Origin of the sequence: Massilia sp. LC238, from assembly GCF_000735635.1 — a bacterium.
GTDB lineage: Bacteria > Pseudomonadota > Gammaproteobacteria > Burkholderiales > Burkholderiaceae_D > Telluria > Telluria varians.
Genome location: NZ_JNNN01000079.1, coordinates 21,810 through 48,411, shown reverse-complemented (window position 1 = coordinate 48,411; position 26,602 = coordinate 21,810). Strand labels below are relative to the sequence as shown.

The 26,602-nt window shown below is 65.4% G+C and carries 28 protein-coding genes and 1 pseudogene; 13 read left to right on the top strand and 16 right to left on the bottom strand.

Annotation, left to right across the window (positions count from 1 at the left end):
* Positions 1–8 precede the first annotated feature (8 nt).
* Positions 9–1,340 (bottom strand): alpha-amylase family glycosyl hydrolase, encoded by a 1,332-nt coding sequence (locus FG94_RS23165; RefSeq protein ID WP_036216681.1) that lies wholly within the window; start codon positions 1,338–1,340, stop codon positions 9–11.
* A 180-nt stretch (positions 1,341–1,520) separates the two neighbouring features.
* Here FG94_RS23165 and FG94_RS23160 point away from each other — a divergent pair, with 180 nt between their 5' ends.
* Both FG94_RS23160 and FG94_RS23155 read left to right on the top strand, forming a co-directional pair.
* Complete coding sequence (locus FG94_RS23160) at positions 1,521–2,540, top strand: porin (protein ID WP_036216679.1); 1,020 nt, start codon at positions 1,521–1,523, stop codon at positions 2,538–2,540.
* Between the two features lie 73 nt (positions 2,541–2,613).
* The gene (locus FG94_RS23155) at positions 2,614–3,048 is read left to right on the top strand and encodes a hypothetical protein (RefSeq protein WP_036216678.1); all 435 of its coding nucleotides are present in this window, start codon (positions 2,614–2,616) and stop codon (positions 3,046–3,048) included.
* Here the strand turns inward: FG94_RS23155 and FG94_RS23150 are convergent.
* Positions 3,010–4,032 (bottom strand): SDR family oxidoreductase, encoded by a 1,023-nt coding sequence (locus tag FG94_RS23150; protein WP_036216677.1) that lies wholly within the window; start codon positions 4,030–4,032, stop codon positions 3,010–3,012. The genes FG94_RS23155 and FG94_RS23150 overlap by 39 nt on opposite strands.
* 171 nt (positions 4,033–4,203) lie before the next feature.
* Between FG94_RS23150 and FG94_RS23145 the strand changes: the two genes are divergently transcribed.
* The gene (locus FG94_RS23145) at positions 4,204–4,758 is read left to right on the top strand and encodes a hypothetical protein (protein WP_036216675.1); all 555 of its coding nucleotides are present in this window, start codon (positions 4,204–4,206) and stop codon (positions 4,756–4,758) included.
* 10 nt (positions 4,759–4,768) lie between these two features.
* Here FG94_RS23145 and FG94_RS23140 read toward each other — a convergent pair whose 3' ends face one another.
* Together FG94_RS23140 and FG94_RS23135 are read right to left on the bottom strand one after the other, a co-directional pair.
* A complete protein-coding gene (locus FG94_RS23140) occupies positions 4,769–5,785 on the bottom strand; it encodes a sulfate ABC transporter substrate-binding protein (protein WP_036216674.1) in 1,017 nt (338 codons plus the stop codon).
* A gap of 93 nt (positions 5,786–5,878) precedes the next feature.
* Positions 5,879–6,091 (bottom strand): hypothetical protein, encoded by a 213-nt coding sequence (locus FG94_RS23135; RefSeq protein WP_036216673.1) that lies wholly within the window; start codon positions 6,089–6,091, stop codon positions 5,879–5,881.
* Positions 6,092–6,253: 162 nt separating this feature from the next.
* Here FG94_RS23135 and FG94_RS23130 point away from each other — a divergent pair, with 162 nt between their 5' ends.
* Together FG94_RS23130 and FG94_RS23125 are read left to right on the top strand one after the other, a co-directional pair.
* Positions 6,254–7,006 carry a phosphatase PAP2 family protein gene (locus FG94_RS23130; RefSeq protein ID WP_036216671.1) on the top strand — a complete coding sequence of 251 codons (753 nt, stop codon included), beginning with the start codon at positions 6,254–6,256 and terminating at the stop codon, positions 7,004–7,006.
* Positions 7,007–7,031: 25 nt separating this feature from the next.
* The gene (locus FG94_RS23125; protein ID WP_036216669.1) at positions 7,032–7,868 is read left to right on the top strand and encodes a metallophosphoesterase; all 837 of its coding nucleotides are present in this window, start codon (positions 7,032–7,034) and stop codon (positions 7,866–7,868) included.
* A gap of 6 nt (positions 7,869–7,874) precedes the next feature.
* Here FG94_RS23125 and cls read toward each other — a convergent pair whose 3' ends face one another.
* Together cls and FG94_RS23115 are read right to left on the bottom strand one after the other, a co-directional pair.
* Positions 7,875–9,263 carry a cardiolipin synthase gene (gene cls, locus FG94_RS23120; protein ID WP_036216667.1) on the bottom strand — a complete coding sequence of 463 codons (1,389 nt, stop codon included), beginning with the start codon at positions 9,261–9,263 and terminating at the stop codon, positions 7,875–7,877.
* Entirely contained in the window at positions 9,260–11,389 is a 2,130-nt protein-coding gene (locus tag FG94_RS23115) for a site-specific recombinase (protein ID WP_036216666.1), read from the bottom strand. Before FG94_RS23115 ends, cls begins: the two co-directional genes overlap by 4 nt.
* 126 nt (positions 11,390–11,515) lie before the next feature.
* Here FG94_RS23115 and FG94_RS23110 point away from each other — a divergent pair, with 126 nt between their 5' ends.
* Positions 11,516–12,352 carry a branched-chain amino acid aminotransferase gene (locus FG94_RS23110; RefSeq protein WP_036216665.1) on the top strand — a complete coding sequence of 279 codons (837 nt, stop codon included), beginning with the start codon at positions 11,516–11,518 and terminating at the stop codon, positions 12,350–12,352.
* Between the two features lie 120 nt (positions 12,353–12,472).
* On the opposite strand, the gene FG94_RS23105 is transcribed toward FG94_RS23110, so the two are convergent.
* The 6 genes from FG94_RS23105 to FG94_RS23085 all read right to left on the bottom strand — a co-directional run bounded on the left by FG94_RS23105 (position 12,473) and on the right by FG94_RS23085 (position 18,621).
* A complete protein-coding gene (locus FG94_RS23105; protein ID WP_036216664.1) occupies positions 12,473–13,072 on the bottom strand; it encodes an NUDIX domain-containing protein in 600 nt (199 codons plus the stop codon).
* Positions 13,073–13,201: 129 nt separating this feature from the next.
* Positions 13,202–16,063 carry a TonB-dependent receptor domain-containing protein gene (locus tag FG94_RS23100; protein WP_161783990.1) on the bottom strand — a complete coding sequence of 954 codons (2,862 nt, stop codon included), beginning with the start codon at positions 16,061–16,063 and terminating at the stop codon, positions 13,202–13,204.
* Between the two features lie 306 nt (positions 16,064–16,369).
* Positions 16,370–17,038: an OmpA family protein gene (locus FG94_RS23095; protein WP_051997032.1), complete on the bottom strand. Its 669-nt coding sequence runs from the start codon at positions 17,036–17,038 to the stop codon at positions 16,370–16,372.
* A gap of 112 nt (positions 17,039–17,150) precedes the next feature.
* Positions 17,151–17,297, bottom strand: coding sequence for a lmo0937 family membrane protein (locus FG94_RS27465; protein WP_020652694.1), 147 nt, complete (start codon positions 17,295–17,297; stop codon positions 17,151–17,153).
* A gap of 116 nt (positions 17,298–17,413) precedes the next feature.
* Complete coding sequence (locus FG94_RS23090; protein WP_036216660.1) at positions 17,414–17,641, bottom strand: hypothetical protein; 228 nt, start codon at positions 17,639–17,641, stop codon at positions 17,414–17,416.
* A 179-nt stretch (positions 17,642–17,820) separates the two neighbouring features.
* On the bottom strand, positions 17,821–18,621 hold the full coding sequence (locus FG94_RS23085; protein ID WP_036216658.1) for a glycine zipper 2TM domain-containing protein: 801 nt from the start codon (positions 18,619–18,621) through the stop codon (positions 17,821–17,823).
* Positions 18,622–18,835: 214 nt separating this feature from the next.
* Here FG94_RS23085 and FG94_RS23080 point away from each other — a divergent pair, with 214 nt between their 5' ends.
* Entirely contained in the window at positions 18,836–19,564 is a 729-nt protein-coding gene (locus tag FG94_RS23080) for a Crp/Fnr family transcriptional regulator (RefSeq protein WP_036216739.1), read from the top strand.
* Between the two features lie 69 nt (positions 19,565–19,633).
* Here the strand turns inward: FG94_RS23080 and FG94_RS23075 are convergent, their stop codons facing one another.
* From FG94_RS23075 to FG94_RS23065, 3 genes and pseudogenes are all read right to left on the bottom strand, one after another.
* A complete protein-coding gene (locus FG94_RS23075; RefSeq protein ID WP_036216656.1) occupies positions 19,634–19,855 on the bottom strand; it encodes a glycine zipper 2TM domain-containing protein in 222 nt (73 codons plus the stop codon).
* Positions 19,856–19,876: 21 nt separating this feature from the next.
* Complete coding sequence (locus FG94_RS23070; RefSeq protein WP_036216654.1) at positions 19,877–20,188, bottom strand: BON domain-containing protein; 312 nt, start codon at positions 20,186–20,188, stop codon at positions 19,877–19,879.
* A 92-nt stretch (positions 20,189–20,280) separates the two neighbouring features.
* Positions 20,281–22,368: pseudogene (locus FG94_RS23065) on the bottom strand (AsmA family protein).
* A 191-nt stretch (positions 22,369–22,559) separates the two neighbouring features.
* Here FG94_RS23065 and FG94_RS23060 point away from each other — a divergent pair.
* The 6 genes from FG94_RS23060 to FG94_RS23035 all read left to right on the top strand — a co-directional run bounded on the left by FG94_RS23060 (position 22,560) and on the right by FG94_RS23035 (position 25,749).
* Positions 22,560–22,970 (top strand): DUF4398 domain-containing protein, encoded by a 411-nt coding sequence (locus tag FG94_RS23060; protein ID WP_229446046.1) that lies wholly within the window; start codon positions 22,560–22,562, stop codon positions 22,968–22,970.
* Positions 22,971–23,044: 74 nt separating this feature from the next.
* Positions 23,045–23,965 (top strand): OmpA family protein, encoded by a 921-nt coding sequence (locus FG94_RS23055; RefSeq protein WP_036216652.1) that lies wholly within the window; start codon positions 23,045–23,047, stop codon positions 23,963–23,965.
* A gap of 35 nt (positions 23,966–24,000) precedes the next feature.
* Complete coding sequence (locus FG94_RS23050) at positions 24,001–24,534, top strand: bacterioferritin (protein ID WP_036216650.1); 534 nt, start codon at positions 24,001–24,003, stop codon at positions 24,532–24,534.
* Positions 24,535–24,579: 45 nt separating this feature from the next.
* On the top strand, positions 24,580–24,933 hold the full coding sequence (locus FG94_RS23045; RefSeq protein ID WP_036216648.1) for a YqjD family protein: 354 nt from the start codon (positions 24,580–24,582) through the stop codon (positions 24,931–24,933).
* Positions 24,934–24,951: 18 nt separating this feature from the next.
* Positions 24,952–25,338, top strand: a complete 387-nt coding sequence (locus FG94_RS23040) for a phage holin family protein (protein WP_036214457.1) — start codon at positions 24,952–24,954, stop codon at positions 25,336–25,338.
* Between the two features lie 24 nt (positions 25,339–25,362).
* Complete coding sequence (locus FG94_RS23035) at positions 25,363–25,749, top strand: hypothetical protein (protein ID WP_027866111.1); 387 nt, start codon at positions 25,363–25,365, stop codon at positions 25,747–25,749.
* 275 nt (positions 25,750–26,024) lie between these two features.
* Here FG94_RS23035 and FG94_RS23030 read toward each other — a convergent pair whose 3' ends face one another.
* Positions 26,025–26,405: a hypothetical protein gene (locus tag FG94_RS23030; protein ID WP_036216646.1), complete on the bottom strand. Its 381-nt coding sequence runs from the start codon at positions 26,403–26,405 to the stop codon at positions 26,025–26,027.
* Between the last annotated feature and the right edge of the window lie 197 nt (positions 26,406–26,602).

Here is a 26,602-nt window from a genome sequence, read left to right as displayed (position 1 = left end):
CGGGGCGCCTACTGCGCGGGCGCTGACACCCGGTACTCCCACGCGCCCAGCGTCGCCTTCCGCGCGGCGCCGGGGAGCGCATACTGCTGCTGCGCCTCGGACAGGTTCACCGTCACTGCCACGGCATTCCCATCCTTTTGCCGCCTGAACGCAAACACCTTGTCGTTCCCGGTCTCCAGCACCCGCATCGTCCCGCCATACTGTCCGTTCCACAGCGCCGGGTTGTCATGCTTGAGCTTGAGCAGCCAGGTGTACAGCGCCGCGTTGGGATGCTCGCGCCACGCGATCGGGTCCTTCTCGAAGAATTCCAGGCGCTTGTCCAGCCCGGCTTCCTGCCCGCCGTAGATCAGGGGCATGCCCGGCAGCGTCGCCGCCAGCACCGCCATCGCCTGGAAGGCCGGTCCGTAGTGTTCCGCGTCGCTGCCGTGCCAGGAATTCTCGTCGTGGTTGCTGGTGAAGCGCATGCGGTAGGCGTGCTCCGGGTAGGCCACCGGCGGCTTCTCGAACAGGGTCCGTAGCGCCCGCGCATCGGCCTTGCCCCTGGCGATGTCCTTGAAGAGGCCCAGGGTATCCCAGCCATAGCTCATGTCGAATGCGCGTGTGTGCAGCTCCGGCTGCCAGGCCTCGGCCAGCATGAACACCGGCTTGATCCGCTCCAGCTCGACACGCAATTGTTCCCAGAAGGCGGTCGGCACCTTGGCCGCCACGTCGCAACGGAAGCCGTCGATGCCGGTCTCGCGCACCCAGAAGGCCATTGCCTCGGTCATCCCTTGCCACAGGCCGGGCTGTTTCCAGTCGAGGCCGGTAACGTCGGTCCAGTACTCGGGTTCCGCGCCTTCGGTATAGGTGACCGGGAACAGTTCGCCCTTGGCATCCTTCAGGTACCAGTCCTTGTGCTGCACCGTCCACGGGTTGTCGAAGGCCGTGTGGTTGGCCACCCAGTCGATGATGACGCGCATGCCGAGCCCTTGCGCCTGCTTCACGAGGCGCTTGAAGTCGTCCATGCTGCCGAATTCCGGGTTCACGGAGGTGTAGTCGCGCACCGCGTAGTAGCTTCCGAGCGTGCCCTTGCGGTTCTTGGCGCCGATGGGGTGGACCGGCATCAGCCACAGGATGTCTACGCCCATCTTGCGCAATCGCGGCAGGTGCTGGGCGAATGCATTGAACGTGCCTTCCTTCGTGTATTGCCGGATGTTCACTTCATAGATGTTGGCGCTGCGCGACCACGCCACGTGGCTCATCGGCGCCGCGGCCGGCTGCTGGGCCTGTACGGGAAGCGGGCTGAAGGCGGCGCTTAAAGCTACGGCAAGAATCGGCAGCGCGCGGACAACAAATGACATGGGTCTCCTCCGGTTTTGTGAAAGCCTCTTGTGCCCACTCATTCTACGGTGTAGAACCTTAAGCAAGCGGGAAAGTTCGGCTCAGAAGTGCACGTATGGACGAAGCTGTTTTTATGTGAGGTAGTAGACAGATCAGTTCGTCAAAGAAGGCAATGATGGCATCAGAGAGGGAATGACGCCATGAAGATGTCAATCGTCGCATGCGCCGTGCTCGGAGCGAGCGCGGCGTGCGCCTCGGCAGAAAACGCGGCTGCTCCCGACGGGAGCACCGGTGCGCGCGAGGCGCTGAAGGAAGTCAGGGAAGCCGGCTGCGGCAAGGGCTGCGCGGCGCCGTCCGCGGACAGCGCCGGTAAGGCAGTGCCCGCCCAGGGCGGAACCGGCAGCGGCCGCGCGGGTGAGGCGCCGGCGATTTTCATGCTGGAAACCGCGCACGAGGCGCAGCAGCGGCGTACCAGCGAAGCCCAGCTGCTGAGCGCGGGCCGCCAGTACAACCTCGATTTCCGTACGCTGAGCGACGTCGGCGATCCGTTCCACGGCGGCCTGGCCGGCAGCGGCAGCGGCGCCGAGGACGCGCGCCGCAGCAGCGACAGCGTCATCTACCAGGGCCGCTTCAATGGCTTCACGGCCGGATCGTCCTGGGGCAAGGGCGACATCGACGGCTCGCCCTCGGGCCGCGCCTGGGGCATGACGGTCGGCTTCAAGGCCGGCCCCTTCACGATCCGCGCGGCGCACCAGAACCGCAACGTGGCCAAGGTCACTCGCATCAATCCGGTCGACATCAGCATGGCCGCAAAGAATTCCATCATCGCCGCCAACATGCGCTTCGACTGGGGCACGGCCTATGCGGCCTACAGCGCCAACCGCGGCTGGGGCAGCTCGCCGCTGTTCAACCCGGACAATCCCTACGGCGCCGGCATCGCCGGCATCCCGTCCACCGACAGCCGCGACGTGCTGGCCGGGGTGGCGGTGCCGGTCAGCCATGCGACCACGCTGCTGGCTTCCTACATCCGCAAGAACGACCGCGACCCGGCCAACCGCGACGCGCGCCAGATCGCGGTCGGGGCGACCTACGCCATCTCGCGCAAGCTGGATTTCTACGCCGCGTATTCGCACATCCAGCAGCAGAGCGGCATCCGCAACGCCAACGTGCGGCATGGCGGCGGCGGGGCGATCAACCTAGGGATGCGGCGGGCATTTTAAGAGTGTGCGCGGCGACGCGATGTTGCAAAAAACGTTAGCCTGTCTCCATGGCTAAACCACTTTTGGAGACAACATGACAGGCGCAAGCACACTTGATCCGGACAACTTCCCGGAACGTCCGGACCGTAGTCTCGGCAAGGGACACGGCATCGATTCCCTCGGCCCGAGCGACATTTCCGACACCGGCAGCGACGTGGTCGGCGGCCCCGGCTTTGCCGACGCGCTCGACCCTGACCAGACGCTCGAATTCGACCACGGCAGCACCTCGGACATGGAAGAAAGCCACGCCGGCGGCACTGCCGGTCCGGATGTCGGCGACGCCGACTTCTCGGGCGACAGCGACATGGGCGGCACCGGCGAGCGCGCCGCGGCCGGGCGCGACAAGGTCGGCAAGGACGGCGCCGACATCGACACCGACCAGGTCGTGTCCATCCCCGATCTGCCGCTGACCGAGGAGGACACCGACTTCTTAACGACCAAACCGCCGCGAGAGGCTGAAGGCGGCTAACAGCGCGCCGCCGCCCACCAGGGCGGTGGTCAAGGGCGAGGAGCGCAGGCTGGTCTTGGTGTACAGGCTGCGCTCGTGCACGTTCTGCGGCATGCCCTGGCGCTGGCGCAGTTCGGTCGACTCGTCCGGCTTGTAGAGGGCGTCGCGGCGGTTCGGCGCGCTGGGGCGGCTCGATTTCTGCTGTTTGAACATGCTGGCGTTCATGTAGCGGTCGAACAGCGCCGGCATCAGCCTGGAGCCGGCCGCGATCATCTTCGAGGCGCCGCCCGCGTAGGCGTCGCGCTTCGGATTCTCGGCGCAGTACAGGATGGCGTCGGCCACCACTTCCGGCGCGTAGATCGGCGGCGGCAGGGCCGGTTCCTTGTCCATGTAGTTGCGCGCGTGGACCGCGAACATGGTGTCGATCGCGGCCGGGCGCACCAGCGTGACCGCGAGCGGCGCGCCTTCCTTTTCCACTTCCATGCGCAGCGCATCGGTGAAGCCCTTCACCGCATGCTTCGAGGCCGCGTACATGCCCTGCATGGGGATGGCGCGTTCCGACACCTCGCTGCCGACGTTGATGATGGCGCCGCCGCCGCGGTGCTTCATGCGCCGTACCGCTTCCAGCGAACCGTTGACGGTGCCCCAGAAGTTGGTCTGGAACAGGCGGTGGTGGTCTTCCGGCTTGACTTCTTCCAGCCGGCCGAACACCGAGATGCCGGCATTGTTGACCCAGGTGTCGATGCGGCCGAAGCACGCAATGGCCTTCTCGCCGATCTTCTCGACGTCCGCGATGTTGCCGACGTCGGCGGCCACGGTCTCGACCATGGCGCCGCGGCTGCGCATCTCGTCCGCCAGTTCGTCGAGGGCGTCCTTGCTGCGCGCGGCCAGGACGAGGCGGGCGCCGCGTGCGGCGGCCATACGGGCGGTGGTCAGGCCGATGCCGCTGGTGGCGCCGGTGATGACCATGACCTGATCGTGGAGTTTCCTGAGTCTGATTGCCATGACGTACGTCCCTTTCAAGGTGGGTGAAGAGGACTGTCCGCGGCGCTCGGCCGCAGGGACAGGCCGTTGATGAACGGTCACCATGCTAGCCCGGCTGGATAATCTGGCGTTTTCGCTTGCCTAGCGGATACTTTTGGTCTTACAGTGGTCCTTCTGACAACACGACTATCAATGACCCGCTACCCATCGCCTTCGGATTCCGAACCGCTGCACATCGTCTGCCCGCCCTCGAAGCTGCTGCCGATCGTTGCCGTGTCCTGTGCCGGCCTGGCCATCCTGGCCTGGCTTGGATTCAAGCTGTTCGACGGCCCGCCGGAACGCTTTTCCTGGTTCAAGGTATGGCTGTTGGTGCTGGTGGGAACCGCTATGGTTGCGCTGCTGTACCGAAACCTGTTCGTGCGCGACGAGCTGCTGCTGTACCGGGACAAGCCCGAAGCCTGGGCGCTGGAGGACGAGGAGATGCTGGTGCTGGCTGCAGGCAAGGTGCGCTCGGTGCGCATCGCGCCATCGCCGCCGCTGGGCTCCTTGTCGGCCGAGAGCCAGAACATCGCGTTGGGGATCGGGAAAGGATTGGTCGAAATCGAGACCGAGGACGGCTGCTACCGCTTCGGCGCCGGGCTCGACGAGGACAGGGCGAACGTCACGGCGGCGCGGATCGCCGCCTATTGCGGCTTGCAGCGAACCGGGCCGCAATGGCGGGCGGCGCCGGAAGGCGGCCGCCCGTAAGGGTTCCGGCTCAGCGGCCCGGCGCGTAGATCTGGTCGAACAGCCCGCCATCCGCGAAGTGTGCCTTCTGCGCCTGCGCCCAGCCACCCAGCTCGGTGATCGGGAACAGCTTCACGTTCGGGAACTGCGCGGCATACTTCTTGGCGAACTTGTCCACCGCCGGACGGTAGTAGTTCTTGGCGACGATATCCTGCGCCTCATCGGTGTACAGGAACTCGAGGTAGGCCTGGGCCACCTTGCGGGTGCCTTTCTTGTCGACGTTCTTGTCAACCACGGCCACCGGCGGTTCGGCCAGGATGCTGATCGACGGCGCCACGATCTCGAACTTGTCCGGACCCAGCTCGCGCAGGGCCAGCAGGGCTTCGTTTTCCCAGGCCAGCAGCACGTCGCCGATGCCGCGTTCGACAAAAGTGGTGGTGGCGCCGCGCGCGCCCGAGTCGAGCACCGGCACGTTCTTGTACAGCTTGGCCAGGTAATCCTTGGCGCTGGCGGGCGAACCGCCCGGCTGGCGCAGCGCGTAGCCGTAGGCGGCCAGGTGGTTCCAGCGCGCGCCGCCCGAGGTCTTCGGATTCGGCGTGATCACCGCCACGCCCGGCTTGACCAGGTCACCCCAGTCGCGAATCTTTTTCGGATTACCCTTGCGGACCAGGAACACGATGGTCGAGGTGTAGGGCGAGCTACGGTAAGCCAGGCGCTTCTGCCAGTCGGGCGCAATCAATCCTTTTTCGCTGATAGCATCGATGTCGTAGGCCAGCGCCAGCGTGACGACGTCGGCCGACAGGCCGTCGATGACGGCGCGGGCTTGCTTGCCCGAACCGCCGTGCGATTGCTTGACCGTGACGTTGTCGCCGGTCTTTGCCTTCCATTGGCGGGCGAAGGCGGCATCGATGTCCTGGTAGAGCTCGCGGGTCGGGTCGTAGGACACGTTGAGCAGGGTAACGTCGGCAGCGAAAGCCGTCGCCGGGGTCACGAGCGGCGCCACCAGGGTGAGGGCAGCCAGCGAATGCAGGAAGGTTTTGCGAAGCATGTTGTTCTTTCAGAGGGCAGTTTGGAGCCTGCAGCTTACGGCTCAGTTCCCCCTGAAGGAACGAATTTATTCGCCTAACAATATGCGGTTTTTTTAGTGCGCCTTCGACAGGATGAGCAGCCAGCGCTTGAACAGCAGGATTTCCAGATGACCTGCCTCGATGCCGGTATCGCATTCGATGATCGGGTTCACCGCATAGAAACGCTTGCGGAAATCACGGGTGATCAGGAGTTCGCGACGGCCGAGACGGACCATAAAAGGGACAGGTGCATATTCCAGGCCGAAGTTGCTGTTCAGAGTGGTCATGGTGTTTCCTTTTATTAAAATCGTTGAAGTGAGTAAAGAATATCACAACTACTGTATAAACCTACAGGTACTGGGTGGATATACAGTAAATTTTTATTGTTGTGGTTTTTTCGCCAAGACCCCACATATGGAGGCTCATCCGCGAAACCACCCGACCCAGGCATGACGAATCACATCCTTCCCCGACTCTACCGCTTTGCCGCCGCCCGTTTTTCCGCCGAAGGGCAGTACGGCCTGCACCTGACCGCCGGCGTGGCGATGCTCCTGCTGGCAACCGCGGTCTTTGCGCACATGGCCGGCGCCGTGGTCGCCGGCGCTCCGATCACCCAGCTCGACGTGGAAGTGGCCAACTGGCTGCATGCGCACGCGCGCGCCAACGAGGGCCTGCGCGCCTTCCTGATGCTCGTCACCCACATGCACAGCACGCCCGGCATCCTGGCCATGGCCCTGCTGGCCGGCATCTGGCTGTACCGGCGCGGGCACCGCTACTGGACGCTGGCCCTGGTCGCCAGCGTGCCCGGCGGCCAGATCCTCAACGTACTGTTGAAGCACACCTTCGAGCGCGCGCGGCCGCATTTCGTCGAGCCCCTGCTGGAACTGAGCACCTACAGCTTCCCCAGCGGCCACGCGATGGGCGCGACGGTGCTGTACGGCTTCCTCGCCTGCTATGCGGCGCGCCAGGCGCGCTCCTGGTGGGGCAGGGTGCTGCCCTTCGTGCTGGCGCTGGCGATGGTGGCGACGGTCGCGTTCTCGAGGATGTATCTTGGAGTCCATTATTTGTCCGACGTGCTGGCCGCGGTCGCCGAGGGTTGCGGCTGGCTGGCGATCTGCATCACCGGCGCCGCCACCTTCAACCGGCGTCGCCGGGCGCGCGAGCGGCTCGCCGGCCGGCCGGCGGCGCCGCAGGACATCTGAATAAAAGACCAACCCGGGGAAAAGGATGCGCACACTCGTACACCTGTCGGACCTGCATTTCGGCCGCGTCGACCACAGCCTGCTGGCGCCATTGCGTGAACTGATCGAACGGATCGCCCCGGACGTGCTGGTGGTCTCGGGCGATCTGACCCAGCGCGCCAGGCCGGAGCAGTTCGAAGAGGCGCGCGCCTTCCTCGACACGCTGCCGGGCCCGCAGATCATCGTGCCGGGAAACCATGACATCTCGCTGTACAACGTGTTCCGCCGCTTCGTGAAGCCGCTGGCGCGCTACCGGCGCTACATCACCGACGACCTGGATCCCTTCTACCTCGACGAGGAGATCGCCGTGGTAGGCGTCAACACGGCGCGTTCCTTCACCATCAAGGACGGCAAGGTCAGCCGCGACCAGCTGGCGGTGGTGCGCCAGCAGCTGGCGAACGTCCCGCCGGACGTCACGCGCATCATCGTGGCCCACCATCCCTTCGACCTGCCCGATCACTTCGAGGAACGCGACCTGGTGAACCGGGCGCCGCGCGCCATGCAGGCCTTCTCCGAGTGCGGGGTGGACATCCTGATGGGCGGGCACATGCACGCCAGCCATGCGGGCAGCACGGCGGCGCGCTACCAGCTGAGCGAGTACGCGGCGCTGGTGGTGCAGGCCGGGACGGCCACCTCGACCCGGGGGCGGGGCGAGGTGAACTCGTTCAACGTGCTGCGGGTGGAGCCGCAGAAGGTCGAGATCGACCGCTACGGCTGGGACGTGGTGCACGGCCACTTCGAGGTGATGGCCACCGAGAAGTTCATGCGCACGGGTAGTGTGTGGACGCCGCACATCGATGGCCTGATGGCAGCGGGGCTGTAAGCAACATCAGATCCAGTACTCGGCCAGCCGCCCGATGAATTCACGCAGGCGGTCCTTCCATGGCCGGTCGCGCCACTGGTCCAGCGTCACTTCCTTGGAGCTGCGCAGGTCTTCGTTGAAGGCCGCTTCCATGTCCTTGCCGAAGGCCGGGTCCAGCACCACCACGTTCAGCTCGTAGTTGTGGATGAAGCTGCGGCGGTCGATGTTGGCCGAGCCGATGGTCGACCAGATCCCGTCGATCACCGCCGTCTTGGCGTGCAGCACCGCCACCTGCAGCTGGTAGATCTTGACGCCGCCCGCCAGCAGTTCGTCGTAGAAGGCCTGGCCGGCATACATGATCAGGTCGTGGTCGGACACGCCCGGCAGCACCAGCTTCACATCGACGCCGCGCTTGGCCGCCGCGACCAGCGAATCGACGATCTGCCGGTCCGGCACGAAATAGGCCGAGGTGATGTGGATCGACTTCTTGGCCTCGTTCATGGCCACCATCAGCGACTTGTAGATCTCCGAATCGCGATCCGGCGAGGTGGCCAGCACCCGCATCACCTTGTCGCCGGCCGGGGCCAGGCGCGGGAAGTACTCGGCCGGCGGCAGCTCGCCGGCATCCTGGTGCACCCAGTTGTCGATGAAGGCGTACTGCAGCGCGGCCACCGCCGGGCCCTCGATGCGGATGTGGGTGTCGCGCCAGCCGACCTGCTCGGCGTCGACCGTCTCGGGCTTCTTGCGCGAGCGGAACAGCGAGCTGTTGGCATAGGTCTCGCTGATGTTGATGCCGCCGGTGAAGCCGATGCGGCCGTCCACCACCATGATCTTGCGGTGGTCGCGGTTGTTCAGCTGCCAGGCGCCGGGACGCTGCAGCGGATTGACCGGATTGAAGATCACCACGTTGATGCCGGCGCCGCGCAGGCGCTCGAAGAATTCCTTGGGGGTTGCCAGGGTGCCGACGCCGTCGGCGATGATGTTGACGATCACGCCCTGGCGCCGCTTTTCCATCAGCAGTTCGGCGAACTGCATGCCGATCGGGTCGCGGTCGAAAATGTAGGTCTCGAGGTTGATCGAGGATGTGGCGTCGCGCGCCGCCGCCATCATTTCGCGCATGGTCGCGGGGCCGTCGAACAGCAGCGTCACCTTGTTGCCGGGGATGAGCGGCGCGCCGGTGGCCTGTTCTTCCAGCACCGCCAGCTGCTTGAGGTCGGGCGAGGCGTTGGCCCAGCGCTTGCGCAGCAGCTGGGCTGCCTGTTTGTTGTCCAGCATGCCGCGCGGCGTGGCCACAGCCGGCGTCGCCTTGGCCGGGTCCGCCGGCAGGGACCCGGCATCGGGCAGCGACTTGCACGAGGCGACCACGCAGACGAAGGCCAGGAAGGCGAGGAAGGAGGTCAGGCGCTTGTTGTTCATTTCGTGTCCCTCATGATGAGTTCACTGCTGGAGTCACGGCTGATCGGCTGCTGCTTGGGGCCGAGGAAGAAATCGATGGGCGCGGCGATCAGGTGGCGGCCCAGCGCCTGGATCAGCAGGATGCCGCGCTTGAAGCGGATCTTGCGGGCGCGCATCGCCACCCACAGCGCCAGACCGAAGCTGACCAGGAGGTTGACCGCGCCGATCAGGAGCACGCCGGAGGCGGCATTGACCACTACTTCGAGCGGCACGTGGTAGTCGAGGCCGACGAGGGCGGTGGCTAGGTTGGCGGTCGAGAAGGTGACGTGGCGGATGTCGAGGGGCAGGCCGAGCAGGAAGCCGATCGTGCCGGTCATCCCGAGCATCAAGCCGAAGAAGAAGTTACCCATCAGGCCTCCCAGGTTATCCTCGATATAGCCGGCGAAGCGGCCGAGCCGTTCCTCGCCCAGCAGGCGGCGCAGGCGGCGCAGCTGGCGCACGCGCTGGCCCATGCGGGTGTACAGCGCCTTGTTGTCGTAGTAGCCCGAGATCAGGCCCGCCAGGAACAGCCAGACGCCGGCGATCGCCGCATAGAACAGGGCCAGGCTGTGGACCGGATCGACGTCCATGAGCAGGTGGTGCGCCTTGACCGGGTCGACGATGTGGTTGCCGTTGATCGCCTTGTAGCCGATCGCGATCGCCCAGGCCACCGGGAAGGCCAGCAGCACGTTGCCGAGCACGGCTACTATCTGGGTACGGAAGACCTTGGTGACAAGGTCCGCCAGGCTGTCCACGTCCAGCCCGCGTCCGTTGTCGGCGCGCTGCAGCGAGGCGGCGATGTGCTGCGCGGTCATGGCCGGCTGCTTGGTCGCCACCGTGAAGTGCAGGACGTAGATGAGGATGAAGCCCAGCGAGTAGTTCATGCTGAACAGGAAGGCCTCGACCAGGGGCGCGGTGTGCAGGTAGCCCAGCATGATCTTGAACATGGCCATGAAGCCGACGATGAAACCGGCGCCCGAGGCCGCCACGAACATGTGGCGCAGGTCGCTCCGGGTTTCGGCGATGTAGTGTTCGCCGGTGCGGCTGGCATTCTCGGTGACGTTGCGGGCCAGCAGGTCGACGTTGTCGCGCAGCAGGCCGCGAACGCGGTACTTGGCGTTGTGCGCCGCGATCAGTTCTTCCGCCAGCGCCACGGCGGCCAGGCGGCGGCCGCTCGCTTGCGGCCGCTCCGGGTTGGCGGCGCGGCTGGCCACCGCCACCAGGTCCACGCTCGGCGCGCTCGGCAACGAGCCGCTGAGGTCCACTAGGTAGAGCAGCTTGTGCAGCCGGTCTATGCTCTGGTGCAAGGCCACCAGCAGGTAGGTCAGCGCCACGCTGGTGCCGGTGGACTGGGCGCCGCGGCGGATCTTGAGCACCACCTCTTCGCACTGGTCGAGCATCACCAGGAGGTGGCGCGCGTCTTCGGGCTGCTCGATCTTGCCGTCCAGGTAGCGCGCGTATTCGTCGAGGTAGCGGTTGACCTCGATGTTCTGCATCAGGAAGGGCGAGTCGAAATCCTCGATCTCGCTGTAGCTGTGGATCAGGCGCGGCTCGAGGCCCAGGGCGCAGATGCGGCAGGACAGGGTGCGGATCGCGTCCAGCAGGCCCATCAGGGTGACGTAGCGCGCCCGGTCGGGTGTGGCCGGTCCGCCGCTGCGGTCCTGGGGCGGCGGGGCGTTGGCGATGACGTCGAACAGCTCCATCCAGTCGGCGGTGGGCACCATGCAGATCCACTGGTGGTCGTCCTCGTCGTACAGCACCTGGTCGAGCGCGTCCGACAGGTAGAGGTCGTTGAGCGCCGGCGGCAGGAAGCGGTAGGTGACGCGCCGCTTCAGTTCCGTGACGAAACCGTCGTTCGAGAGGATGCCGATGTCGCTGTACAGGCTGGTATGGCGGCGCCGTTCCAGCATGGTCGTGAGGTAGCGCCGCAGCGCCCAGGCCTGCGACGGATTGCCCTTGAGCAGCTGGGTCAGCGTGCGCACGTTTTGCGCCGGATCGTCCGCCTTTTGCCAGACCCAGCGATTACGCGGGCGCAGGCAATCGACCAGGTCGACCAGCAGGTCGATCTGGTCGCTGTCGGGGTTGATCCGTTCGAGAATGGCGAGCATGGGCAATGTTGATACTGGAAAGCCATAGTGTACGCGAGGCAAAGCTACTTCATGGTTCGCCACCGAACAATGAACCCGCTGAAAGCGTTACACTGATGGGCTGTATCAATGTAAAACGAGGCATGCATGTACCTGACTTATTTCAACGGACAATGGACTGAAGGCAATGTGCCGCTGTACGGCGCGATGGACCACAGCCTGTGGCTGGGCTCCTCGGTCTTCGACGGCGCGCGCGCCATGCGCGGCAAGCTGCCCGACCTGCGCCCGCACCTGGAGCGCGTGATCGCCTCGAGCGAGAAGCTGGGCCTGCGCTGCCCGCTGAGCGTGGACGAGATGGAAACCCTGGTGCGCGAAGGCGTGGCCAAGTTCCCGCCCGACGCCGAGCTGTATATCCGCCCGCTGGTGTTCGGCACCGAGGGCTTCCTGATCCCGGTGGCCGAGGCCAGCCAGTTCGCCCTGACGATCTTCGACGCACCGCTGCCGCCGTTCACCGGCTTCTCGAGCTGCCTGTCGACCCTGCGCCGCCCGCAGCCGGACATGGCGCCGACCGACGCCAAGGCCTCGGCCCTGTATGCCAACTCGACCCGCGCCATGCGCGAGGCCAAGGCCCGCGGCTTCGACCAGGCGATCATGCTCGACGCCGACGGCAACGTGGCCGAGTTCGCGTCTTCGAACCTGTTCATCGTGGCCGAGGATGGCGCCGTGGTGACGCCGAAGCTGAACGGCACCTTCCTGGCCGGCATCACCCGCGCGCGCGTGATCGCGCTGTTGGCATCGGAGGGCGTGCATGTGGAAGAGCGCAGCGTGGCGCCGGAGGAGCTGATGACGGCGCGCGAGATCTTCAGTACCGGCAACTACGGCAAGGTGACGCCGTGCACACGCTATGAGGACCGCACGCTCGAGGCCGGCCCGGTGGCGCGCCGTGCGCGCGAGCTGTACCTGGCGTTCACCGAAACCACCTGACACCGCATTGTGCTTTTCGTAGGGTGGGCGGCTTTGCCGCCCACGCGGCGATAGCTGCAGGGTGCCACGTCGCGACGGCGTTGGCGGCAGTCGACCGCGTGGGCGGGAGACCCGCCCACCCTACGGATGTGATCCGTTTGCTTGCTGCAGTTCCTCGCGCAGGAACTGCAGCAGGATCACCGTCTTGGCGTCATTGATGCCGCCTTCCTTCACCTGCCTGAAAGCCTCGTCAACGTCCATCTCGAGGACTTCGATGTCCTCGCCTTCCTTTTCCTTGCCGCCCCCTGTACCCTTGCGGTCGCGCTCCCCGTATTCGCCCAGGAAGCAGTGCACCGTTTCCGTGAGCGAGGAGGGGTTCGGCAGGAATTCGATCACCTTGCGCAGCCCGTGGCCGCGAAAGCCGGTTTCCTCGCACAGTTCGGCGCGTACCCGCTCGCCCGGGTCGGTGTCGCCCAGGTTGCCGGCCGGGACTTCGATCGCGAAGCCCTCATGGCCGGCCAGGTGCGCGCCGAGGCGGAACTGGCGGGTCAGGAGGACGGTGCGCCGCTCTGGGTTGTAGAGCAGCACGGCGGCGCCGCCGGCGTTCGCGTAGACCTCGCGGCTTTGTTCCTGCACGCTGCCGTCGCGGCGGCGCTGCCTGAAGGTGACTTTCTTGAGCTCGCAGTAATCGTCGGACAGGGTTTCCTGTTTGAGGATGCGGATCGGGTCGTCGTCTTGCATGAGTGGCTCCGGATACGGTTCGAAGCGACTATGGCGCCGATGGGACAGGCCAAGCGCCCGGGTGCCCGGCACAAATAAAAAAGCCGCCGGGCTCTCGCCAGGCGGCTTTCGTTCAGGCTAGTCGTTCGATCAGAACTTGTAGCTTGCGCTCACGCGGAAGTAACGGCCCATCGCATTGTGCAGCTGGGTGTTGAAACCTTCGGTCGGGTAACGCGGATCGTACGGAGCCGCGGTGTCGAAGATGTTCTTGATGTTGGCCGACAGGGTCCAGTTCTTGAAGCCGCTGTACGAGTACGCGACGTTGAACGTGGTCCATTCCGGCACCTGGCAATCGTGCACCCAGTTGCTGAACTTCTCCAGGCCGCCCAGGCTGGTCGCGCCAGCCGGCTGGCCGGCGCCGTAGTGGCAATACGGCACCGGGTAGGTGACGTCGTTGTCGGTACGGCGCAGCAGCGAGATCGGCGAGACAAAGTCCACCGAGCCGGTCAGCGAGTGCGCGCCCTTCGACCAGTTGGTCGACAGGTGGGCACGGTGACGCGGGATGTCGCCCACGGTGATCGCCCAGTCCGAGTAGCCGCCGGCGGTGCCGACCACGTTGGCCTCCACTTCGCCCGGACGCTCCGAACGCTTGAAGGTCAGCGCGTAGGACCAGTCGAACTTGGTGGTCAGGCGGCCGTTGTCGCCCAGGTTCAGGCGGTGCGCCACTTCAAGGTCCAGGCCCGAGGTCTCGGTTGCGCCCTGGTTCACGTAGTAGCGGTTCACGGCGGTCAGCGGACCGGTGCCCGGGATCGGCTGGCCGTTGGCGCCGATCAGCTGGTTTGCCGGATTGGTGTCACGAATGGCCAGGCCCGGGTACAGGTCCGGGTGATCCACCACGTAGCCGGCCGACAGCAGGGCGGTTTCGTCTTCCTTGCGGATCTTGTAGTAGTCCACCAGGACGTCGATGTTCCTGGTCGGGGCGATGATCGCGCCGAACGAGAAGCTCTTCGAGGTTTCCGGCTTCAGGTCCGGGTTGGCCTTAGAGCGCGACGAGATGCTGCGGCGGCAGTCCGACGCGTCGCCGCCGTCCAGCGGGTTCTTGCCGTCCGGGCAGCGCACGGTGTCGACCAGGGTCGAGAACGACTGCACGCCGCCTTCGGCGATTTGCGACAGGGCCGGGGCGCGGAAGCCTTCGGCGTAGGACGAGCGGAAGGTCAGCTTGTCGTTGACGATGAACTTGGCGCCGACCTTCGGCACGAAGCTGTTTTCGGTCGGGTACTTGTCGTAGCGGCCGGCGAAGTCCATTTCGAAGTTCTTCGTGAACGGGGTACGCAGTTCGACGAAGGCCGATTTCACCATGCGGCGGCCGTCGACCAGCGAGTTGGCCAGGCCGATGATGTTGCCGACCTGCGTCTGGTAGTCCGGAGTCAGCGCCAGCTTTTCCTGGCGGATCTCGCCGCCGAAGGCCAGGCCGATGTCGCCGCCGGCCAGGGTACCCAGGGTGGTCGATGCCTTGGCGTCGAACTGGCTGACCTGGGCGTAGCCCTCGTTCACCACGTCGCGGTAGGCGTTGCTGTCGCTAGCTGTCTGGGCCAGGGTGCGGCCTTCGCTGACGATGCGGTCGATGGTCGGGCGGTACAGCATGCCCTTCATGGTCTCGGTACGCTCGCTGCGGTTCAGCAGCAGGGCGGTTTCCCAGTCCCAGGCGCCGCTGGTGCCCTTCAGGCCGGCCAGCAGGCGGCCCGACTGGTTGACGTTCTTGGCGCCGCCGTCGATGCCGGAGAAGCGGTAGCCCACGGCTGCGCGCGAGGTGCTCCACGGGTTGTCCGGATGGCCGGCCGGCAGGATCAGCTGGTAGTCGCTGGCGGTGCCGTCGGCGCGGAACACGGTGGTCGGCGAGGTCGACACGATGGTCGAGGAATTGCTGGTGTATTCGCGCTCGGTGCGGGTGTAGCCGGCTTCGACGAAGGCGGTGATGTCCGGGGTCACCTGGTACGTCAGCTTGCCCAGCAGGTTGGCGTCGTTGCCCTTCGACTGCGCTTCCTGGTTGCTCCAGGTGTCGTAGTTGCAGAAGGTGCGGCCGTTCAGCATCGAGGTCGCGGTGAGGTTGTGCTTGTCGCGGTTGCCGGTGACCTGCTGCGACGGATCGCAGCCGAGGCGGTTGACGATGTCGGCGCCGTTGGCCAGGGTGGTGGCGAAGTTGCGCGCGCCGGCGGTACGCTCGCGGAAGAAGAACGGCTGGCTGGAGACATAGCTGCCATATTCGTTCAGGCGCGCGTTGATGTCGGCGTACATGTGCTGCTTCACGTCGCGGGCGTCGCGGATGCCGGTGCGGTCGCGCGAAGCCAGGTCGAAGGTGAAGAAGGCGTTGTAGCGGTCTTCCTGCAGGTCGCCGAAGCCGAACACGCCTGCCACGTTGCGGCGCGCGAATTCGAGGTTGTCGTTGGCGCTGGTCGCGGCGGTGATCTCGCCGCCCTGGTAGTTCGACTTGGTGATGAAGTTGATCACGCCCGCGATCGCGTCCGAGCCGTAGACGGCCGATGCGCCGTCCTTGAAGATCTCGACGCGTTCGATCGCCGAGACCGGGATCGTGTTCAGATCATACACGGCCGACTTGCCCTGGTTCGGGTCGGCGTAGGCCGACGCGGTGATGCGGCGGCCGTTGAGCAGGATGAGGGTCGACGACGAGCCGAGGCCGCGCAGCGACGCGGTCGAGGCGCCTTTGGAGAAGCTGCCGTCGGTGATGTCGTTCGAGGTACCCGAGCCGAAGGCCGGGATGGAATGCAGCAGCTCCGACACGGTGTTGGCGCCGGTCGCGGCGATCTGCTTGGCATTGATGGTGGCGACCGGCGAGGAACCTTCCTTGTCGGCGCGCTTGATGTTGGAACCGGTCACGTAGACTTTCTGGACCGAGGCCTCAGCGTTTTGCTGGGCAAACGCGGCGCTGGTGGAAGCCAGGGCCACAGCGACAGCGATGACACTGCGCTTTACTACGAGTTGCTGCTTAGACAAAATTTCTCCGAAACTTCTGAAACACAGCCGCGGTCCGCGAGCGGGGCGGCGTCTTACGCTTGTTGATGACATCTCCGGCGAACGTGACAATGTGTGAACATTCACCTGAGCCCGCCATCAAAACATTCCGGGCAAACAAAAGTCAAATTTGTTTGGTAATTTGTTTATAAATTGCGACACCCATAAGGAATGCTCATAGCATATGGGCTCCTGCTTCATGGCTCTTACGCAATGAATAAGAAAAACTTATTCATAGGACAAAAAAAAGGCCGGCAAAGCCGGCCCTTGTCTAGACAGCGCGGGAAATTATCCCTGACCGCGCTCGGCGACGTAGATCTCGACGCGGCGGTTGCGTGCACGGCTCGACGCATCGCTGTTCGACGCGATCGGCTCGCGCGAGCCGCGGCCTTCGATGGTGATGCGGCCCGGGTTGACACCGCGGCCAGCCAGGTAATCGCGGGTGCGGGCGGCGCGGTCGACCGACAGCGGCTGGTTGATCGCATCGGTGCCGGTGTTATCGGTGTGGCCGATGATGACCACGGTGGTGCCCGGGTTTTCCTGCAGCGTGGAGGCGAAGCGGTCGAGCACCGGCTGGAAGTTCGACTTGATGTCGGAACGGCCGGTATCGAACGAGACGTCGCTCGGGATGTCGAGCTTCAGGCGGTTGTCGGCGGTCTGGCTGACCTGCACGCCGGTGCCCTGGGTGGCCTGCTCCATGGCCTGCTTTTGTGCTTCCATGCGCTTGGACCAGATGTTGCCGATCACCGCGCCGGCAGCGGCGCCGATCGCCGCGCCGCCCGCGGCGCGCTTGCCGCCGCCGCCGCTGGTGCTGGCGCCGACGATGCCACCCAGGGCAGCGCCGATGCCGGCGCCCTGTGCGGTGCCGCGCTGGGTCGGGCTCATGTCGGCACAGCCGGTAGCGGTAAAGGCCACGAGGGAAGCGGCGATCACGGATTTAGTCAGTTTGTTTTGCATGGTGTTTCTCCTTAACAAAAAATCCGCTTCGCGGTCATGCTTGCCGAGGCAAGCCTGCAGGCATGACTGAGAAGCGGATTGGTCTTACAAAAATTTTTTTAACTACTAACAACTATATACCTCGTCCACTGATCAGGCGCACCAGGATCATGATCACGGCGACGACCAGCAGGATATGGATGAAGCCGCCGATGGTGTACGAAGTCACCAGTCCGAGCAGCCACAGGACAATCAGAATCACGGCAATTGTATACAACATGATGTTGCTCCTTCCAGAAATCACGCGCTTCGGCGTCGTGAATCCAGTATGCCGCCGCTTACTGCTGGCCTCTGTACGATGGCGTACTTACTGCAAAAATCGCAACTCCCAGGAAATCAGGCGTGGCCATTCTCCTTGCGCAAGCCCGGGATCCAGCCCATGAAACCGAGCAGGCCGGTGACCCCGATCAGGCAGGTGACCAGGCCGCCCGCCACCAGGAACAGCACGTCCTGCGGCTGCAGTCCGCCCGCTGCCGCTTCGGCCGGCGGATGCGCCGAGAACAGGCCAAACGCTGCCACGATCATTCCCCAAATGATAATGCCGATCCATGCCATGCTGTTCATGATGCTTTCCCCCTGGGTTGGTTATTTTTGCACCGCACGCAGTGATAGCGTCCTGCCATTGTCGGGTTAGCTCATCCATTGGTCCGTGCGCTGCCGCACATTGCTTTTAGAAAATTATTCTTACGAAATAAAAGCCGGGAGGCTTGCGCCATCCCGGCTTTTTCTGAAAAGAGACGAGCTCAGGCGACCGAGCGCAGGCGGCCCTTCACGATGCGCACGCGGTCGCCGCTGCGCCATGCCGGCGGGCTGCTCTGGCGGAAGGTGCGCAGGGTGCCGTCGTCGAGGCGCACGCGGATTTCGTAGCTGGTGCTGGCCTTCATATTGCCTTCGACCTGGTTGCCGACCACGGCGCCGCCGATGGCGCCCGCCGCAGTCGCGATGGTGCGGCCGGTACCGCCACCGATCTGGTTGCCCAGCAGGCCGCCGATGACGGCGCCACCGGCGGCGCCCAGTCCGCTGCCTTCGGCGCGCTGCTTGATGGTGCGGACCGATTCGACGTTGCCGCAGTTCGAGCACCAGTTGCGGCCGGTGTCGGCGGCCGCCACCTGCACCGATTTCTTGGCCGGTTTGCTGACCGGTTCCTCGACCACGCGTTCGACCACACGCTCCGGCGCCGGCGCCGCGGCGGCAGGCGCCGGCACATAGTTGCTTGCCGGCGCATAGGCCTGGGCCGGCTGGGCCGGGTAATCGGCCGGCACGGTGCTGTTCGGCGGCTGCACGTAGCCCGGCGCGAGCTGCTGGCCGGGCACGTTGCCGACCACGCCAGGCGCTGGCTGCGGGCTTCCCTGCGGCAGGGTCGAGGCCAGTGCCAGGCGCTCGGTTTCGCTCAGCTGGCGCTCCTTGTTGCCGCCCACGGACGAGGGAATCCAGCCCAGGATCGCCGCCGTACCGACCAGGCAGAACAGCAGGACCGCCAGTGCGGCCAGGATCATTAGCGGATGCATGCGTCCGCGTGCGGACGGGGTGGGAGAGGTATTCATGCTGGTTCCTTTCGGAGAAGTTCTTGTTGAGGCCATTCATGCCGGGGATGCGATGCGTCCGGCGGCCTGTGCATTGTCAGATTGTCCTCAGGAACAACAAGCGGTTCCGTGCGTCACCGTACATACCAGATCGGAGCGGGACGGTTACGCTGACCTAAATTGTTTGCAAATGTATCCGACGGCTTGGCTTATGCATCCCCCACGCGAGAATCCGATGAATTTTGCCGCACCGCCGCCGATTGCCGAACACAACAGCAATCTGCTGCTGGCCGCGCTGCCGCCGCAGGAACTGGCGCAGGTCCTGCCGCTGCTCGATCCGGTCACCGTCGCGGTCGGGGACGTGCTGTGCGAAGCCGGCGACCCGCTGCGCTACATCTATTTTCCCCATGATTGCCTGATCTCCCTGATGGGCGTGGCCGAAGGGCGCATGACGCTCGAAGTGGGCCTGGTGGGGCGCGAGGGCATGGTCGGCGCCACGGTGGCACTCGGCCATGACACCACCCAGGTGCGCGCCATCGTCCAGCGGGCCGGCAGCGCCAGCCGCATGGACAGCGCCCGCTTTCGCGCCGAGGTGGCGCGCAATCCTTCGCTGCAGCGCGTGCTGTACCGCTACACCGACACCCAGCTGGCCCAGGCGATCCAGATCGCCGTGTGCAGCCGCTTCCACGTGCTGGAGGCGCGCCTGGCGCGCTCGCTGCTGGTCACGCGCGACCGCTTGCAGTCGGACAAATTCCACCTGACCCACGAATTCCTGGCGCATGCGCTCGGCGTGCGCCGCGTCGGCGTCACCAAGGCCGCCAGCGCGCTGCAGCAGCAGGGGCTGATCGACTACAGCCGCGGCAACATCGAGATCCTCGATCCGGAGGGACTGGCGGCGGCCTCGTGCACCTGCTACGAGATCGTCAGGGAAGCCGGCAGCCAGCCGTTCCGCGAGTTCATGTAGATCTGGACACCCGAATACGAGAAAGCCTGGCGCAGCCAGGCTTTCTCGTATTGCTTGTCGAGCAAACAGTCAGTTTTTCTTGCCAACCTGGTTGCCGACCACGCCGCCCACGGCTGCGCCGCCGACGGTGCCGACTGCGCTGCCGCCGGTCAGGGCACCACCGATCACGGCGCCGGCGCCTGCGCCGATCGCGGTGTTCTTGTCTTGCTGCGACATGCCGGCGCAGCCGGTCAGGCCCAGTGCTGCGGTAGCCAGGGTGGCGGTCACTACCAGTTGTTTAATGGTTTTCATATTGATCTCCTTTACGGTGGGTTATTTCAAGCGCAGGTCATTCTTGACCGACTTCACGCCCTTCACGGTCCGGGCAACCGATGCCGCGGCCGCCACACTGTCCGCCGAGCTGACGAATCCGCTCAGCTGCACAACGCCTTGTACGGTCTCGACGCCGATGTCGAAGATGCTCAGCGTCGGTTCACGCACGATGGCAGCCTTGACGCCGGCAGTGATGGTGGCGTCGTCCACATACTGCGCCACCGGTCCACCGCCGCCCGACGTGGCGCATCCTGCGACCTGGCCAAGTGCCAGCATGACCGCCAGGGCGGTCCTGATACCAAATCGCTTCATGCGGCAACGTTCGTCGAGTCCATGTGAGCAAGATACCGGTTTCGGCTTGTACTGATCTGTTCGACAACACACAATGCCATGTAAAAATTGTTTCAGCGGCGCTGGGTCTTGCCCGGCGGCGGCGCCTTCGGCTTCTCGCGCGCGTCGGACAGCAGGCGGGCGCAGTCGCTGTCCTCGCCCGGACCGGTATTGATCAGGGGTAGCAGGGCCGCGACCGGCGCCGCGATGGTCGCGAGCGCGATGGCGCTGCCGGCCTTCATCGCCAGCACGCCCTTGTCCACCGACACGTCCGGCTGGCTGAAGGGGCCGCGCACGTAGAAGGGCGAGCGCAAGGAGATCAGGCGCAGGCCCTTGGTTTTCGGATCGATGCGCAGGTCCAGCTGCTCGTTGGCCAGGTTGATACTGCCTTCGATGTTGATCAGCGCTTCCTTGGTGTCCACCACGAAGTAGCGCGTGCGCGCCAGGCCGTTGGTGACGGCGAAATCGGAGGCCATGCAGTTGAGCTGCACCTGCTTGTCGCCGAACAGCTTGGTGATGACGATGTTGGCCACGTTCAGGCCCATCATCTCCAGCATCATCTTGCTGACCTGGCCCTGGCTGATCAAGGTTTTCAGTTCGCCGTTCGAGCCGGCCAGCAGGCTGGACACGGAATTGCCCTGGGCGGTGAGGTTGGCGTCGCCGCTGATGCTGCCCACCGAGGCCTGCAGCTGATCGATCTTCGGGAACAGCTTCTTGATCTCGATCTTGCGGGCCGTGACCTTGGCCTGGGCCTTGATCGCCTTCGGGCCCTGGCGGCCTCGGCCGTCGAGACGGATGTTGGAGCGCACCGTGCCCCCGGCCATGGCGAACTCGAGCGGCTCGAGGTTGAGCACGGCGTTATCCATCTTCAGGTGGGTCGACAGCTTGCTGATCGGGAAGGCCGTGTCGCGGATGATGCGGTCGGCGGCGAAGCGCACGTCGGCATCCAGTTTGTTCCAGCGCTCGGTCTTGAATTCCTCGACCGGCAATACCTTGCCGCCGGGCTGCACTGCGTCGGCATTGCGCTCCTTCTTGGCGGCGTTGGAGTCGGCGCCGATCAGCGGCGCCAGGTCGGCGAACACCAGGGTTTGCGAGTGGACCTTGCCCGACAGCTTGGGCCGGACCCCGCCGGTGGCGTATTCGAGGCGTCCGCCGATGTCCGAGGACCCGACCTTGCCCTTGAAGCCGTCGTACACCCAGCGCATGCTGCGCTTGCCGTCCTTGTTCTCTTCGCCCAGGGTGCCGGTCAGCCGGCCCGAGGTCGAGAACGGGCCGGTGGTCGGCAGTACCACGCCGGTGAAGTTGTACAGCTGGTCCATGCTGGGGCCGGCCAGCTCCAGCTTCAGGTCGATCGCCGCCAGTTTCGCGGGCCGGGTCGCCGTGCCTTCGATCGCAATCCGCGTTTTGCCCGATTTCATCTCGGCCTGGATCGGGTAGGGCGTGCTCTGCTGCTTGAGCGAGAGCACCGCGCCGGCCTTGCCGCCGCCGGTGACCGGCGCGCCGTTGTAGGTGCCGTCGAGGGTCCAGCCGACCCCGTAGCGCCCACCGTTCTCGAGCGTGCGCACCTTCGCCGTCACGTCGGCCTTCGTCACTGCGTCCTTGATGTGCACGATGCCGTCGGTCAGCACGATGCGGTCGAGGTCGAGTGTCCATTTGGACTTTTCTTCCTTGCGCTTGAAGGTCCAGTTGTTGCGCTGCTCGTCGAGGCGCAGCAGGTCCACCCGCGGGCCGTCGAAACGCAGCAGCGGAATGTTGATGGTCTTCGACAGCAGGGCGAAGGGATTGACCGAGAACGAGAACTGGCGTGCGCTGCCGGAATCCTGCGCCGGCAGGCCGGCCGGGTTGCCGACGTGGGTGTCGTTGGCGATCAGGTGCGGCCACGGGATGTGGTCGCGCTAGGTGCGTTCCGCCGGCGCCATGGTCTTGGCGGGGCGCTCCCATTCGACGTTCAGGTTGCCGCGGATGTCGAAGGGGCGTTCGATGGCCTCGCTCACCTTGGCATTGATCCAGGGGCGGGCACGGTTCCAGTCGAAGGTGAGGATGAACACGATGGCGATCACCGGGATGGCGACCAGGATCCCAAGGATGCTCAACAGGATTTTGCTGCTCTTGCGGCGCGCCGGATGACGGCCCTGCGCCGCCTGTTTGTCGGTCTCGGCCATGGCGGACTCTCGGTGGTAGGTAGGTTCAGGCCAGCTTAGCGCAAGGCCTTTACGCCCAATGTGCGCTGCCTAACGCTCTTCTGTTGAGCAGATCGCTACGAGCCGGGCAATGTGCGGCAGCGAACCGAAGGCAAGAGATAACAGGTTTATAACGTTACCAAGGACATTTCCTCATCAAAAGGAGAAAAGCGATGGACCAAGAACATGCGATGCGCCGTCTCTTGACGCCGCTGGCTGCCGCAGCCGTGCTGGCGCTGGTGGGTTGTGCCAGCCCGCAGAAGGCGCCTGCCACCGCCGACGTGGCGGTGTCGCGCAATGCCGTCGAGAACGCCGTGTCGGCCGGTGCCGCCGAGCTGGCTCCGGCCGAGATCACCGCCGCGCGCGACAAGATGGTGCGCGCCAACGCGGCCCTGGCGGCCAAGGACTACAAGCTGGCCCGCGAGCTGGCGATCCAGGCCCAGGCCGACGCCAAGCTGGCGCAGAGCAAGGCCAACTCGGCCAAGGCCACCGCGGCGGCCAACGCGCTCGACGCCGACCTGCGCGTGCTGCGCGAGGAAGTCGAGCGCGCCAATGCGCCGTCGGCCACGACCTCGACGCAGTAAGCCGACGCCGTAATAAGAAGAAGTTCCCTTCATTGACCGCCGCGCCATGCGGCGCCCAGGAAAAAGGACAAGCCATGAAAACCCGTTCCACGATGTCGCTGCTGGCCGCCGCCGTGCTGGCCACGGCCTGCGCCACCGCCCCGATGACCACGCCGACGCTGGACCAGGCGCGCGCCGATTTCGTCTCCGCCAACAACAATCCACAGGTCGCCCAGTATGCGCCGCTCGAGTTCAAGCAGGCCAGCGACGCCCTCGACCAGGCCAACGCCGCGGCCGCGCGCCGCGAAAGCCTGAACGACGTCGACCGCCTGGCCTACGTGGCCAAGCAGCGCGTCGCCACCGCGGTGGAGGTGGCCAGGGCAAAGGCGGCCGAAGCCGACATCGCGAACGCATCGCGCGAACGCGACCAGGTCCGCCTGGCGGCCCGCACCGCGGAGGCCGATCGCGCCAAGCGCGAGGCCGAGGCGGCACAGGCCCAGGCCGCCCAGGCGCAGGCCCAGGCCCAGGCTGCCCAGCAGCAGGCCGCCGACGCCCAGCAGCAGAACGCCGCGCTGGCCCAGCGCGCCGCCGTGCTCGAAGCGCTGCTGGTCGAGCTGCAGGCCGTCAAGACCGAGCGCGGCTATGTCGTGACGATCGGCGACGTGCTGTTCGCCACCAACCAGGCGACCCTGACACCGAACGGCATGTCGACCTTGCGCAAACTGGCCGACGTCATGGCGCAGAACCCGAACCGTACCGTGCTGGTCGAAGGGTTTACGGATAGTACCGGCAGCTCCTCTTACAACCAGGAACTGTCGCAGCGCCGTGCCGAAGCGGTGGCCTCGGCGCTGGGCTCGATGGGCGTGCCGCGCGACCGCATCGCCATGCGCGCCTACGGCGAGGCCTTCCCGGTGGCCCCGAACGATACGGCGTCCAACCGCCAGCTCAACCGCCGGGTCGAGATCGTGCTGTCGAACGAGAATGCACAGATCCCGCCACGTACGGCGGGACGTTGAGCTGATTCCTGCAACAAGGTTCACGAGGTAAGACTATGGAAGAAACGAAACACCTGGCGCATGGCTTCGACGTCGGAGCCATCCGCCGCGCGGCGGCCAACCTCGACGACGGCGCCGTCACCGAGGGCTACCAGGCCGACCGCGAGGCGGTCATCGCGATGCTGAACGACGCGCTGGCCACCGAGCTGCTGTGCGTGCTGCGCTACAAGCGGCACTACTACACCGTGAGCGGCCCGAACACCGGCCACATCAAGGCCGAGTTCCTCGAGCACGCCCAGCAGGAGCAGGACCATGCCGACCGCATCGCCGAGCGCATCGTGCAACTGAACGGATCGCCGAACTTCAATCCAGCCACGCTGACCGCGCGCAGCCATGCCGAGTACGACGATTCCGACGACGTGCAGGCGATGATCCGCGCCGACCTGATCGCCGAGCGCGTGGCGATCGAATCCTATCGCCAGATGATCCAGGCGATCGGCGACCGCGACCCGACGACGACCAAGATGCTTACCGATATCATGGCCGTCGAAGAAGAGCATGCCGACGACATGCGCGACCTGCTGGCCTGAGGCCGGCTTTACATTCATTACCCATCGATAACAATGGAGCACACCATGCTAGACACCACCCGCAGCAACCTGAAATCCCACGCCCACGGCTACCAGTTCGACAGCAAGGCCGCCGACGCATCGTCGGACATGCAGGCACTGGTGCGCGACGCCCAGTCGATGCTGAGCGCCGCCGCCGCCCTGACCGGCGACAAGGCCGAGGAACTGCGCAGCCGCGGCATGGAGCTGCTCGACCGCGCACTGGGCCGCGCCAGCCACTACCAGGGCCAGGCGATGGAAAGGGGCAGGGAACTGGCCCACGAGGCCGATGTCTACGTGAAGGACAACCCATACCGTACGCTCGCGGTTGCCGCCGGTATCGGCGTGCTGCTCGGCGTCCTTCTGAGCCGTAAGCCGTAAGCGCCGCCGGGGACCGCCATGCAAAAAGACGACACCGTCGTGCATACCCCCGGCCTCATGGGCGGGATCTCCAGCCTCATGAAAAGCCTGTTCGGCCTGGTGGTATCGCGCGTGGAACTGGCCGCGCTCGAGCTGTCCGAGGTGCGCAACCACCTGATCGAACTCGTGGCCCTGTTCGGCGCGGCCATCCTGGCGATCTGGTTCGCCATCGCCTACGGCACCGCGACCATCGTCGCGCTGGCATGGGACGACATGGGCTGGAAGATCCTGCTGATCCTGTTCGTCGTGTTCCTGGTTATCACCGGCATCCTGGTGGCGAAGGGCCTGGCCCTGCTCAAGCAGGACAAGCTCTCGTTCCCGGCGACCATGAAGGAACTGAAGAACGACCGCGACATGCTGCTCTGAGCGGCGACACGAAGGAGGGGAAACATGCACAATCAAGATGGAACGACCGGACTGGCCGGCCACAAGCACAGCCTGGACCCGGTGGCGCGCAAGCAGGAGCTGCTGCGCGAGGGCGAGTTCTTCCGCAGCAACGTGGCGCATGCGCGGGCGCAGATTCGCCACGCGGCGCGCCCCGAGGTGATGTTGCACAGCACGATAGACCACGCCACCTGGGCCCTGCGCGCACGCGCCGACGCCCTGTTGAAACCGACCGGCACTAGCGTGTCGGTGCTGATGCCTTATGGGCTGGCGCTGTTCAACTTCATCCGCCAGCGCAAGCTCGGCAAGCCTGCCGGTGCTGCCGCCATCCTGCTGGGTGTGGCAGGCTGGTACATGAACAAACGCCGTGTCCAGCAGAACGGGCTGAGCTGACACGGCAAGGAAGTCAAACCGATTCGAATATGGTGGGGCTTGAGCGGCGTCGCAATCATTGATTGCACGCCGTTTTTTTTGCCGATACGGATGAGCCAGAACAGCTAATGTCACGTAGGGGTGATCTGGTCCAGTGGACCAGATCACGCTCCGCCGACCGCGCGTTCAACTTTCGGCAGCGGTGTAGCTCCTCATGCCGGAGCTGAACGCGCGCACGGCAAAGCCGGCTACGCGCCCCGGTCCACCCTACAAGCTCAACCAACGCCGCGTGCAGTTCAGGGGGTCTGATCCTGTCCAGCCAGCCGCGCCTTGGCCTGCGCCATGTCACGCTGGTAGACCGCGCGCGCTTCCTGCATGCAGGCGTTGCGCTCGGCCGCCGGGGCTTTCTTGCAGGCGTTCCGTGCTTCCTGCAATGCCGCGCCGATTTCCTTCTGCAGCGTGCGCATCCGCGCCTGGCTGGTCGCGTCTTCGCGGTACCAGCGCGCCGGGTCGCCCTGGGCGATTTCACGCGCCTGCTTGCTGGCGGCGGCGGGATCGACGAGGGCGTCGCTGCTGGTCCGGGTCTGGGGCTGGGTAGGGGGCTGGGCGTGGGCGAGCAGGGTGCTGCCGAGCAGGCAGGCACACGCCCCGCGCAGCACGGTCGATAGGATTCGCATGGTGTACTCCAGGTTCGGAAGAGGTGCCGCGGCCAGGCCTGCCGCAGTGCAAAGCTGGGCGCCCGGCCGGGGACAGCACGGCCGGCACGAGGACCGGTGCCCGTTGATGCCGGCACGGGCAGGCGCTGGCCGGGAAGAAGGCGGCGCCGCGCCGCTCTCCCCTCCATGATCGCCTTGGGCGATGGGCTGCCCGAAGC

Bases quoted from the DNA above. Each gene is read 5' to 3' on its own strand.
- FG94_RS23165 (WP_036216681.1), bottom strand. From the start codon at position 1,340: ATGTCATTTGTTGTCCGCGCGCTGCCGATTCTTGCCGTAGCTTTAAGC.
- FG94_RS23160 (WP_036216679.1), top strand. From the start codon at position 1,521: ATGAAGATGTCAATCGTCGCATGCGCCGTGCTCGGAGCGAGCGCGGCG.
- FG94_RS23155 (WP_036216678.1), top strand. From the start codon at position 2,614: ATGACAGGCGCAAGCACACTTGATCCGGACAACTTCCCGGAACGTCCG.
- FG94_RS23150 (WP_036216677.1), bottom strand. From the start codon at position 4,032: ATGGCAATCAGACTCAGGAAACTCCACGATCAGGTCATGGTCATCACC.
- FG94_RS23145 (WP_036216675.1), top strand. From the start codon at position 4,204: ATGACCCGCTACCCATCGCCTTCGGATTCCGAACCGCTGCACATCGTC.
- FG94_RS23140 (WP_036216674.1), bottom strand. From the start codon at position 5,785: ATGCTTCGCAAAACCTTCCTGCATTCGCTGGCTGCCCTCACCCTGGTG.
- FG94_RS23135 (WP_036216673.1), bottom strand. From the start codon at position 6,091: ATGACCACTCTGAACAGCAACTTCGGCCTGGAATATGCACCTGTCCCT.
- FG94_RS23130 (WP_036216671.1), top strand. From the start codon at position 6,254: ATGACGAATCACATCCTTCCCCGACTCTACCGCTTTGCCGCCGCCCGT.
- FG94_RS23125 (WP_036216669.1), top strand. From the start codon at position 7,032: ATGCGCACACTCGTACACCTGTCGGACCTGCATTTCGGCCGCGTCGAC.
- cls (WP_036216667.1), bottom strand. From the start codon at position 9,263: ATGAACAACAAGCGCCTGACCTCCTTCCTCGCCTTCCTGGCCTTCGTC.
- FG94_RS23115 (WP_036216666.1), bottom strand. From the start codon at position 11,389: ATGCTCGCCATTCTCGAACGGATCAACCCCGACAGCGACCAGATCGAC.
- FG94_RS23110 (WP_036216665.1), top strand. From the start codon at position 11,516: ATGTACCTGACTTATTTCAACGGACAATGGACTGAAGGCAATGTGCCG.
- FG94_RS23105 (WP_036216664.1), bottom strand. From the start codon at position 13,072: ATGCAAGACGACGACCCGATCCGCATCCTCAAACAGGAAACCCTGTCC.
- FG94_RS23095 (WP_051997032.1), bottom strand. From the start codon at position 17,038: ATGCAAAACAAACTGACTAAATCCGTGATCGCCGCTTCCCTCGTGGCC.
- FG94_RS27465 (WP_020652694.1), bottom strand. From the start codon at position 17,297: ATGTTGTATACAATTGCCGTGATTCTGATTGTCCTGTGGCTGCTCGGA.
- FG94_RS23090 (WP_036216660.1), bottom strand. From the start codon at position 17,641: ATGAACAGCATGGCATGGATCGGCATTATCATTTGGGGAATGATCGTG.
- FG94_RS23085 (WP_036216658.1), bottom strand. From the start codon at position 18,621: ATGAATACCTCTCCCACCCCGTCCGCACGCGGACGCATGCATCCGCTA.
- FG94_RS23080 (WP_036216739.1), top strand. From the start codon at position 18,836: ATGAATTTTGCCGCACCGCCGCCGATTGCCGAACACAACAGCAATCTG.
- FG94_RS23075 (WP_036216656.1), bottom strand. From the start codon at position 19,855: ATGAAAACCATTAAACAACTGGTAGTGACCGCCACCCTGGCTACCGCA.
- FG94_RS23070 (WP_036216654.1), bottom strand. From the start codon at position 20,188: ATGAAGCGATTTGGTATCAGGACCGCCCTGGCGGTCATGCTGGCACTT.
- FG94_RS23060 (WP_229446046.1), top strand. From the start codon at position 22,560: ATGGACCAAGAACATGCGATGCGCCGTCTCTTGACGCCGCTGGCTGCC.
- FG94_RS23055 (WP_036216652.1), top strand. From the start codon at position 23,045: ATGAAAACCCGTTCCACGATGTCGCTGCTGGCCGCCGCCGTGCTGGCC.
- FG94_RS23050 (WP_036216650.1), top strand. From the start codon at position 24,001: ATGGAAGAAACGAAACACCTGGCGCATGGCTTCGACGTCGGAGCCATC.
- FG94_RS23045 (WP_036216648.1), top strand. From the start codon at position 24,580: ATGCTAGACACCACCCGCAGCAACCTGAAATCCCACGCCCACGGCTAC.
- FG94_RS23040 (WP_036214457.1), top strand. From the start codon at position 24,952: ATGCAAAAAGACGACACCGTCGTGCATACCCCCGGCCTCATGGGCGGG.
- FG94_RS23035 (WP_027866111.1), top strand. From the start codon at position 25,363: ATGCACAATCAAGATGGAACGACCGGACTGGCCGGCCACAAGCACAGC.
- FG94_RS23030 (WP_036216646.1), bottom strand. From the start codon at position 26,405: ATGCGAATCCTATCGACCGTGCTGCGCGGGGCGTGTGCCTGCCTGCTC.